The sequence below is a fragment of the Bacillus sp. FJAT-29790 genome, assembly GCF_019039215.1.
In the GTDB taxonomy this organism is placed as follows: Bacteria; Bacillota; Bacilli; order Bacillales; family Cytobacillaceae; genus Cytobacillus.
Genome location: NZ_JAHNZZ010000001.1, coordinates 1,250,651 through 1,259,495, shown reverse-complemented (window position 1 = coordinate 1,259,495; position 8,845 = coordinate 1,250,651). Strand labels below are relative to the sequence as shown.

Here is an 8,845-nt window from a genome sequence, read left to right as displayed (position 1 = left end):
CTTTCCGCGGGGCAGGCGGTGAGCCTCCTCGGCGCCTTGCGCCTGTGGGGTCTCACCTGTCCTGCTTCTCCCGCAGGAGTCTCGCCCCTTCCGCTCCAATCAAATTTATACAAAACTTGTTTAAAAACAACAATCATTAGAAAACAGCCAAAGGAAAAGAAATCATAAAAAAGTTTCTCACATCCTAATCGGCCAATTAGACATGTATAGTATTAAAATTGAGGCAAATACATCTTTACCCATATCTATCGAAAAATAGATAAAGTGGTTAAATATTCATTTCCGAAAATGTAAACCCGCGATTCTTTGTAACAAAAATCAAAACGATGAATATTTATACAAATAATCAAGGGAATTCACCTATCAAAAATACTGTCCAATTTCCATTTCCATTGCTTTTTCCTTCTGCTTATCTGATACGTGAGTGTATTTTTGAGTAGTATTTAAATTGGAATGCCCAAGTAATTCTTGTACTGTCCGGATGTCGATGCCGTCTTGAACTAAATGGGTTGCAAATGAATGACGAAGCTTATGGCTCGAGATTTTTTGCGCTTTCCAGCTGTCAAATTCGGTTTGTTCAGTTAGGCTGCTGCGAATTCGTTCTGTAATCTCTTGAATTCTCCGTCTGGAAATACGCTTGCCGCGCCGTGAGATGAAAACAGCATCTTCATAGCCTTTCATCGGGAATTCACGTTCTTTTTTAATATAATCGATAAGTTGTTCAAAGAGCGCATGTGGCAGCGGAATATACCTGGATTTATTCCCTTTACCTACTACTGTAATGCCTTTCTTTTCTGTATTTATGTAAGAACGGTTGAGAAGATGTATTTCTGTTACGCGTAAACCAGCAAAAGCCATTAAACCTAACATCACTTTGTTCCGCATCACATGTCTTTCTTGACTGATATGTTCAATTTCACCAAAAAATAATTTCAGTTCGTCCTTTTCTAAATAAGTTGGAAGTGCTCCTGTTCTCTCTTTTGCACTTTCCAATTCAGCAGCCGGATTATGATTGACAAGCTCATACGACATTAAACATTTATAAAAAGAACGTACAGAAGTTAATCTGCGATTCCGTGTTGTTGCACTATTTCCTCTTTTTGTCTTCAGCATATTCATATACAAAGTAATTTGCATTTTCTTTACATGACCCAAATCAATTTTATCCGATTGATTGCGTGTAATATAAGCTAAAAACATTATTACGTCTCTAGTATAGTTATCGATTGTAAAAGGCGAGTAATCTTTGTTATCCATATCCGTTTGGAAAATGGAAAGTTCTTCTTCATACCATGAGGTGAGTAAACTTTTACTAAATTCCATGATGATCCTCCAATGGCTAAATGGTTCCTATGTTTTTATCATTATACTATGAAACTTCATTTACCGCACATAAGAGATATTATGCGCGGTAATGCAGATAGGAGGGTTTTAAGAACATTAGATTGAATGGATCGAAGGATTATATGTTAATGTTCTTTATGTAAATTGCTGTTTTTATCCATTTTCTGCCCTTTAAAAATTATAAATACCTCCTCACAATCCATTAAGCATTTTTAGATAAAAATAGAAAACTTTATTAATAGGAATCTATGACAAAAAAACCTGCTTTTGAAAATTACATTTAAAAGCAGGTTCTTTCTATATAGATATATATTACTCATTGTGGCTTACAAAACGGAATAAACTATTAGATTCTTCGCACACGCTTCCATCTCAAGATAACCATAGAAATCCATCAAGTAGTTAAGAGGGCTTTCTAGTTCAAAGGAATCTCCACATCTGCTGTCATGCCAGATTTTAATTTTCCTTTTTGATCATCGATTGCGACTTTTATTTTCGTTGCGATCCGTTTGCTATCAGAAGTAGATTGCTTATCTTTTGGTGTATATTCATTTTTTAAAGCGATAAAATTCAACTTGCCGGTCTGAATGCCTAAAGAGGTTTTGACGGATACTTCTTGATTATAATAAATTTTGTCTAAGTATTCAGTTGGGATGTAGCAGACGACATATACTTCGTTGACTACTGCGACATCAGCGATCACACTGCCGATATTGACGACATCGCCTAATTCAAAGTTTTTACTAATGATTATTCCATCCTCTAAAGCGACAATCGTATAGTTATTTAACGTATTTTCACCCTGTTTTAATTGTGCGACTGCTTGGTCTAATTCGGCTTGTGCCGCACTAATTGTTTGGTCAGTTGCCCCGCTTCGAAGTAATTTTAATTGTGCATTCGCTTGGTCTAATTCAGCTCGTGCTGCGCTAATCGCCTGTTTGGTTGCTCCACTTTGAAGTAATTTTAATTGTGCATTCGCAGCATCATAATTCGCTTTGGCTACACTTATTTCTTGAGAAGTTGAACCTTTTTGAAGTAATGCCTGCTGTTGTTTGGCATTTTCTAATTGGTATTCTAATGAAGACAGCTGTTTGGCTGCTGTATCTAATTTTAATTCTACTTGATCCAATTCATTTTTTGGAATAATTCCTTCGTTATAGAGTGTTAAAGCTTTATTATATTGTGTATTTTCAAAGTTATACGTAATCTGTTGGCTATTTAGTGCTTCTTGGGCAATTGAAACATTATTTTTTGCCTGCTCAATTTGCTCCTCCTTGTTACCAGAAGTTACAAGGTCTAGCTGGGCTTTAGCAGCACGAACATTCGCTTGTGCTTGCTCTATTTGTTGTGGACGCGTTCCTGCTTGTAATTCCTCAAGTTTTGCCTCGATCGCACGAACATGTGCCTGTGCTTGTTCTATTTGTTGTGGGCGAGATCCCGCTTGCAATTCCTCAAGCTTTGCTTTTTTCATATGAACGACAGCCTGTAATTGGTCAACCACATATTTTTGATTAGTAGGATCGATGACTGCAATAATATCTCCCTTTTTGACGGGCTCGCCCTGCTCTTTATTCATTTCGGTGATTTTACCAGAGACCGTACTAGTGGCAGAAATAATATTGTTTTGAATATCTCCTGTTAAAGTTAAATTCTCTGAACCTTTTTTGGACATGAGATTACTTACTTTTACAGAACAACCTGCCATGATCATTAAAGAAATTATCAATAAATACATCCATTTGTTTTTCATAAAATCACCCTTTTTGGTTACTTTTACCAATTCCGTTCATAATATAGCGAATGAACTGCTCTATTTCTTTTTCATGATCCCAATCTTGTTCGAATGGGATGACATAATGTGTAAAGATGTAACCCATCATCGAACTAATGATTAAATTTACAATAGTGCTTGTTGGTAAATCGATAATTTGCCCTCGCTCTTTGAAGACATCGATTGCTTCTGCGAAATTTTTCATTATCGGGACTAAAAGGGATAGTAATTTTACCCTCAATTCAGGATGAAATGGAAGTTCTTGAAATAAAACTTTAATTAGTGTCATATTGGCAGTGGCAAAGTTCTTTCGATTTTGAATAATCACATGCAAAAGGTCTTCAAATTTCGCATCAGGATCCCTAATAATGGTATTAATATCCTTCAGCAAATTCTTTGAAACTGGTAATTTGCTCACATAATCTGGAATCGTTAATAATAAATCCTTTTTTGTTTTGTAATGGCGAAAGATCGTACCTTCCGCTACATTTGCTTTTTGGGCAATTTCACTAGTTGAAGTAGATGCAAATCCTTTTTCAGAAAATATTTCAATCGCTGCACTGATAATACTTAATTGCTTTTCGGTCATAGATACTTCTGCATTAGGTAAGTCGCTAAGTTGTTGAAGTAGTTTTTTTACCGACAATTTAGTCACTCCTTAAATTTTACGATATTTCTTGAGCGCAAATATATTTACTACCATAAAGAATAGAAAAAGCGCCATTAGGATATAGACATCAATGGCAATATATTCCCAGCCTTTTCCGCGAATCATAATGCTTCTTAGTGCATCGACTACATAAGATAATGGCATAATCCGGCCAACCAATTGGAGCCAGGTTGGCATCGTACTAATATCAAATAGACCTGAAAAAAATACTTGTGGGACTAAAATGACTTGAATGAACTGGATCACTTGCAGTTCATTATTTGCAAATGTCGAGATTAGGATTCCGATTGAAAGTGCAACCATTGCCGTTAAAATTGTGATAAGAAGAACGAAGCCAAATGAGCCAACCATGATAATATCAAGAACATGAATCGTGTACCACGCTACAAGTGCAGATTGGATGATTGTAAAAAAACCAAATCCAAGTACATACCCAACGACAATTTCCCATCTGCGAATCGGTGTTGTTAGCAATCTTTCTAACGTACCAGATGTTCGTTCACTAAGAAAGGCAACACTCGAAATTAAAAAAACAAAAAAGAAAACAAAAAGTCCAATTAGAACTGGGCCAAAGTTATCAAAAGAAGTCATGTCTTCATACCCATAAAAATAAGTAATGTCTGGTTGAGCAGCTGGAATCGCAGGTTGATTTACCTTTTGTATCAGCATCAAAACAACCTTACTTTTGGCAGGGTCACTGCCTTCTAATTGAACTTCCGGAACACCGCTTTTGAAATTAATCATTGCATCCACTTCTGACAATCGCAGTGCCTCATGAGCATTACTTTCATCGTACCTCATCACTTTGGCATCGTTTTCCTCAAGCTTATTTACAAAAGACGTGGGCGCATTAATAATGCCAATTTTCGGATGATATTCTACATCACTAAAAATAAATGACATGAATGTTAAGACAAATATTGGGGCAAAAATCATGAGAGCAATCGTGCGTTTATCATGTTTAAATTGAAGGATGATTCGAATCATAATGGCTATGGATCTCATTCGGTTTTCCCTCCATAGTACAAGAATGCATCTTCAATGGTGGTTGAAGATGACTCCGCTTTCAGTTCCGCGGGAGTGCCTAATGCAATTAATTTCCCATCACGAATCATGCCTAGGTTATCACATTTCTCAAGCTCATCCATCACGTGAGTCGTTAGAATAATCGTCGTTCCGTTGTCACATATTTGACGCAGCTCTTCCCAAATCGATTTGCGAAGAATGGGATCAATTCCTACCGTAGGCTCATCTAGTATTAAAATAGGAGGTTCATGCAGGAGTGCGATAGCTAAAGATAGACGACGTTTCATCCCACCGGAAAATTGTTTGACCTGTCTTTTTGAAAATTCCGCTAAATTAACAAGCTCCAGCACTTCATGCATTCTTTGCTTTTTCTGTGATCTTGTTAACTTGTACATCGAAGCAAAAAAGTTAAGGTTTTCTTCTGCCGTCAGATCGCCATATAAGGCATCGGCCTGTGACATATAGCCGATTTTGTTCATCATATGAAGCTTCGGCATCTTTTCATTCCCTACATATACCTCTCCACGAGTGGCAATATCAATTCCCGCAATCAATTTAACGAGCGTTGTTTTTCCTGATCCGGATGGACCAAGTATCCCAAGAATTTGGGAATACGGAATATCTAAACTAATATCAAAGAGCACCTGCTTTTTCCCGAAATACCTATCTACATGTTCAATCCGGATACATGGAGATGTTGAGATTTTTCCATCATTTAAATTTTGCACCGGGTTACTCCTTTCGGAAATAATGTGAGTAATCACTCATATGAAATGTAAATTATTTTTTTGGAATTGTCAATAATTAATATTAGAATGATCTATCTCGATTTTTTCCAATTAAAAAAGGCACTTCAATAAAATGAAGTGTCTTTCATCGTTCTCAATAAGATATTCTCTTTTTAGTTGCTCTAGCCACTTAAAGTAATTATTATTCCCACTGAAACTGCCCGCTGCAAAACGGAACAAACATCAACTTTGTTTTTCCTAGTTCAATGATGTCGTATAGCTTAAGCTCGTCTGCAGTTATGACTTCTTCATCGTTTAGATAGACTAGCCCCCGTGATTCGCCAGGATAGACTCGAAATTGTTGTTTCTTCGGACTATAGCTGACAATCGCATGGTTTTCTCTTGAAATCGCTTCATCTCCCGTAATAGAGATATCCATTTTTTCGGAGCGTCCAATGAAGTTTCGTTCGCTGCGAATTCGGAAGTCTTTGCCTTTATCTGGTCCTTCGATGCAGACTAACCAGCCTACGACCGGATCGATACCCATTTGTTTTCGTATCACAGCAATGGTTTTTCCGTCATTTTGTCGGGGCCCCATTCCTTCTGGTATTCTGGCGACAGTTTTACCTAATTCAGGACTAGCATCTGGATATTTTGCTTGCGTTTTTGCAAGGTCGTCTCCTGCTGTTGGTCGCTTTGGCATCGTCACGCCTAAGTTTAAATCAATATTGACCCCACAATGTGGACATAAGCTATGTTTTGTTTCATCATAATAATGTCCGCTTGAACAGCGCTTCATGTTTTTAACCCCCTTTAACTTCCGTCCTCGTAATTAGCCACTTATAAAGCCCATCCGAACGGACAAGATAATGAATCAATGTACTGTTTGAGACATACCCTTGGGTGCTATCTGAATAAGTGAGTGATTGAACCACTTTTGCCTTTGCGGTATTGCCATTTACCTCCAAAACGTCTATCGAATCAATCGTTACTTCAATTTTGTCAAAATTTGCGAAAAAGGCGGTGACGTCTTTCTCCGCTCCAGCATAATCGGGCGTGTTCGGATCAATCGTCATCATATAACCCTTCACGTCCTCTTCCTCAAAAGCGATCCCATTGGCATATATCGTAATTTCTACTTCATCTTCATCCGAGTACATAGCAGCATTCGAATCCGTGTATATTTTTTCGATTTTCTCCATATCAGGATGAGTAATATTAATTTTTCTAAAATACTTGAAATCTTCTAAAACAAATTCTTTAACAGTCTGATTGTCATTGACTTTTTCATTCATTAACTCTCCATATATATCTTCTGCATAATCATAATCACCTAATAATAAATGAGCATGAGCGACATTGATTTGATACATGATATTATCTGGATCAATTTCAAGTGCTTTTACAGCTGATTTTGCCGCTTCTTCAGGCATATTATTTAGAAGCTGAATGTAGGACTGCTCTCCATATGAAACGGCTAATTGAACCGGGTCCTTTCGAAAATCTTCGTCCTCTTCTAAGAAATCTTCTAGCCAAAGTACACTATTTCTAATATCATGGAGGGCATATTCATAATAACCTAAATCTAGTTTACGAATTGCGGTATTATATTCTAATAAACCGAGGGAGTATAAAACATCGGGGTGACCAATACTTGAAAAATAAAGGACACTTGCCATATCTCTCGCTTGAAGATAATATTTTAAGGCTCCTTCTGTATCACTATTTCCATCCAACTCATACCCCTTATCCCAGTATTCATTTACGAGATCCAGTCCTTTTGCTTTAATTGTTTCTTTATCAAATGGAAGTTCGATCCCTTTACTAACCTCTAGGTTTATGGCATCATTTTCATTCGCCTTATCATCAGGCTTCAGTGATTGGTTCATTACCACTCCTTTTTTTGCATAAATACTCTCCACATAGGTGATTTCTCCAAGCTTCAATCCTTCATTCTCTAATAGAAGCTTTACATCGTCTTCACGGGTATTTATCACCTTTGGAACAGTCACTTGTTTGACTGTTTTTTGAATGTTGCCAGTGTTCTTTTTCTGAGGTTGATCAGCCAAATTGACATTTGTTGCAGGTTTTGCCGGCTCCTCATCTGCTGATAACCCCAATATAAATAGAGTCCCGATAAGGCCTACAGTCAAAAAGATGGCAACCGCTACTCCACCACCAATCCAAACCCATTTTGAAATCGCTTTTTTCTTTGGTGGATCGATTGGAGCCTGTTTATTTTTTACTGCTTTTGTTTTCGGATCAGGTGCTATAGCTGCACTACTTGAAACAGCCTCAATAGGTTCAACACTTAAATCCGTATTGGTAAATAAATCTTGTTGAAATGCTTCCATTGATTGATAGCGATCAGCGGCCTTAACCGCTAAAGCCTTCATTAATGCAGCTTCTGCTTTTTCAGGAATTTCGACACCTAGTTTGGAAGGAGGGACAATGGAATCTTCTTCAAGCCGATCAAGTGATTCAGGCGGAACATGCCCAACGATTGCCCGGTAAAGAGTTGCTGCCGTTGCATACACATCTGTCCATGGACCTTGTTTTCCTTTACTGCGGTATTGTTCTTCCGGTGCATATCCAGGTTTTAAAATGACCGAAATACTTTTACTAAACTCACTAATTGCATGGCGAGCTGCGCCAAAATCCAATACTTTTACTTGCCCTTCAGCCGTTATATAGATGTTATCCGGGCTAATGTCCCGGTGCAGCGTCCCTGTTCGATGGACTTCGCGTAATGCATCTATGACAGGCATCATAATCGAAAGAGCCGCCTGAAAAGGAATTTTCCCCCCTTGTGTTGCTAAATATTGTTTAAAATCAATTCCTTCCAGATAGTACATCACTAAATAAGCAGTTCCATTTTGTCTAAAAAAATCACGGACACCAACAATTCCAGGATGATTATTAAATTGCGCTAATGTTTTTGCTTCATCTAAAAAATTTTTTAAACCATGTTCAAAATGAGTATCAAGCCCGCCTGAAAAAACGGAAACCATTGTTTGTTCTGGTGCCCTTGTTGCAAAGTCACGCGGCATATACTCCTTAATGGCTAGTTTCATATCTAGATTCATATCCCAAGCTAAATACGTAATCCCAAAACCGCCGTGTCCAAGAACTCTGCCAAGCAGATATTTCTCATGTAAAATCGTCCCAGGCGGCAAATGCTGTGGTGCTTCTGCTGGTGTCCCTTCTACCCAGCCACAGTGGGGGCAAACAGATTCCGACCCTTTTTCCCCCATACATCCTAAACAAAGATGATCATAATCCGCCATCGCTTCACCCCATTACAAA

General features: G+C 37.9%; 7 protein-coding genes. All 7 read right to left on the bottom strand.

Features of this window, described 5'->3' with window-relative positions; translation table 11 throughout:
• Window positions 1–363 precede the first annotated feature (363 nt).
• Window positions 364–1,323, bottom strand: coding sequence for a tyrosine-type recombinase/integrase (locus tag BGM26_RS05855; protein WP_217038772.1), 960 nt, complete (start codon window positions 1,321–1,323; stop codon window positions 364–366).
• 436 nt (window positions 1,324–1,759) lie between these two features.
• Window positions 1,760–3,094 (bottom strand): HlyD family secretion protein, encoded by a 1,335-nt coding sequence (locus BGM26_RS05850; RefSeq protein WP_217038771.1) that lies wholly within the window; start codon window positions 3,092–3,094, stop codon window positions 1,760–1,762.
• A 4-nt stretch (window positions 3,095–3,098) separates the two neighbouring features.
• A complete protein-coding gene (locus BGM26_RS05845; protein ID WP_217038770.1) occupies window positions 3,099–3,761 on the bottom strand; it encodes a TetR/AcrR family transcriptional regulator in 663 nt (220 codons plus the stop codon).
• A gap of 12 nt (window positions 3,762–3,773) precedes the next feature.
• Window positions 3,774–4,790, bottom strand: a complete 1,017-nt coding sequence (locus BGM26_RS05840) for an ABC transporter permease (RefSeq protein ID WP_217038769.1) — start codon at window positions 4,788–4,790, stop codon at window positions 3,774–3,776.
• Window positions 4,787–5,539 (bottom strand): ABC transporter ATP-binding protein, encoded by a 753-nt coding sequence (locus tag BGM26_RS05835; protein ID WP_483297771.1) that lies wholly within the window; start codon window positions 5,537–5,539, stop codon window positions 4,787–4,789. Before BGM26_RS05835 ends, BGM26_RS05840 begins: the two co-directional genes overlap by 4 nt.
• A 202-nt stretch (window positions 5,540–5,741) precedes the next feature.
• Window positions 5,742–6,338, bottom strand: a complete 597-nt coding sequence (locus tag BGM26_RS05830) for an FHA domain-containing protein (RefSeq protein WP_217038768.1) — start codon at window positions 6,336–6,338, stop codon at window positions 5,742–5,744.
• A 4-nt stretch (window positions 6,339–6,342) separates the two neighbouring features.
• Window positions 6,343–8,826 carry a protein kinase domain-containing protein gene (locus BGM26_RS05825; RefSeq protein ID WP_217038767.1) on the bottom strand — a complete coding sequence of 828 codons (2,484 nt, stop codon included), beginning with the start codon at window positions 8,824–8,826 and terminating at the stop codon, window positions 6,343–6,345.
• Between the last annotated feature and the right edge of the window lie 19 nt (window positions 8,827–8,845).

What these genes read in the sequence shown, in the direction of transcription:
- BGM26_RS05855 (WP_217038772.1), bottom strand. Translation starts at nt 1,323, where the DNA reads ATGGAATTTAGTAAAAGTTTACTCACCTCATGGTATGAAGAAGAACTT.
- BGM26_RS05850 (WP_217038771.1), bottom strand. Translation starts at nt 3,094, where the DNA reads ATGAAAAACAAATGGATGTATTTATTGATAATTTCTTTAATGATCATG.
- BGM26_RS05840 (WP_217038769.1), bottom strand. Translation starts at nt 4,790, where the DNA reads ATGAGATCCATAGCCATTATGATTCGAATCATCCTTCAATTTAAACAT.
- BGM26_RS05830 (WP_217038768.1), bottom strand. Translation starts at nt 6,338, where the DNA reads ATGAAGCGCTGTTCAAGCGGACATTATTATGATGAAACAAAACATAGC.
- BGM26_RS05825 (WP_217038767.1), bottom strand. Translation starts at nt 8,826, where the DNA reads ATGGCGGATTATGATCATCTTTGTTTAGGATGTATGGGGGAAAAAGGG.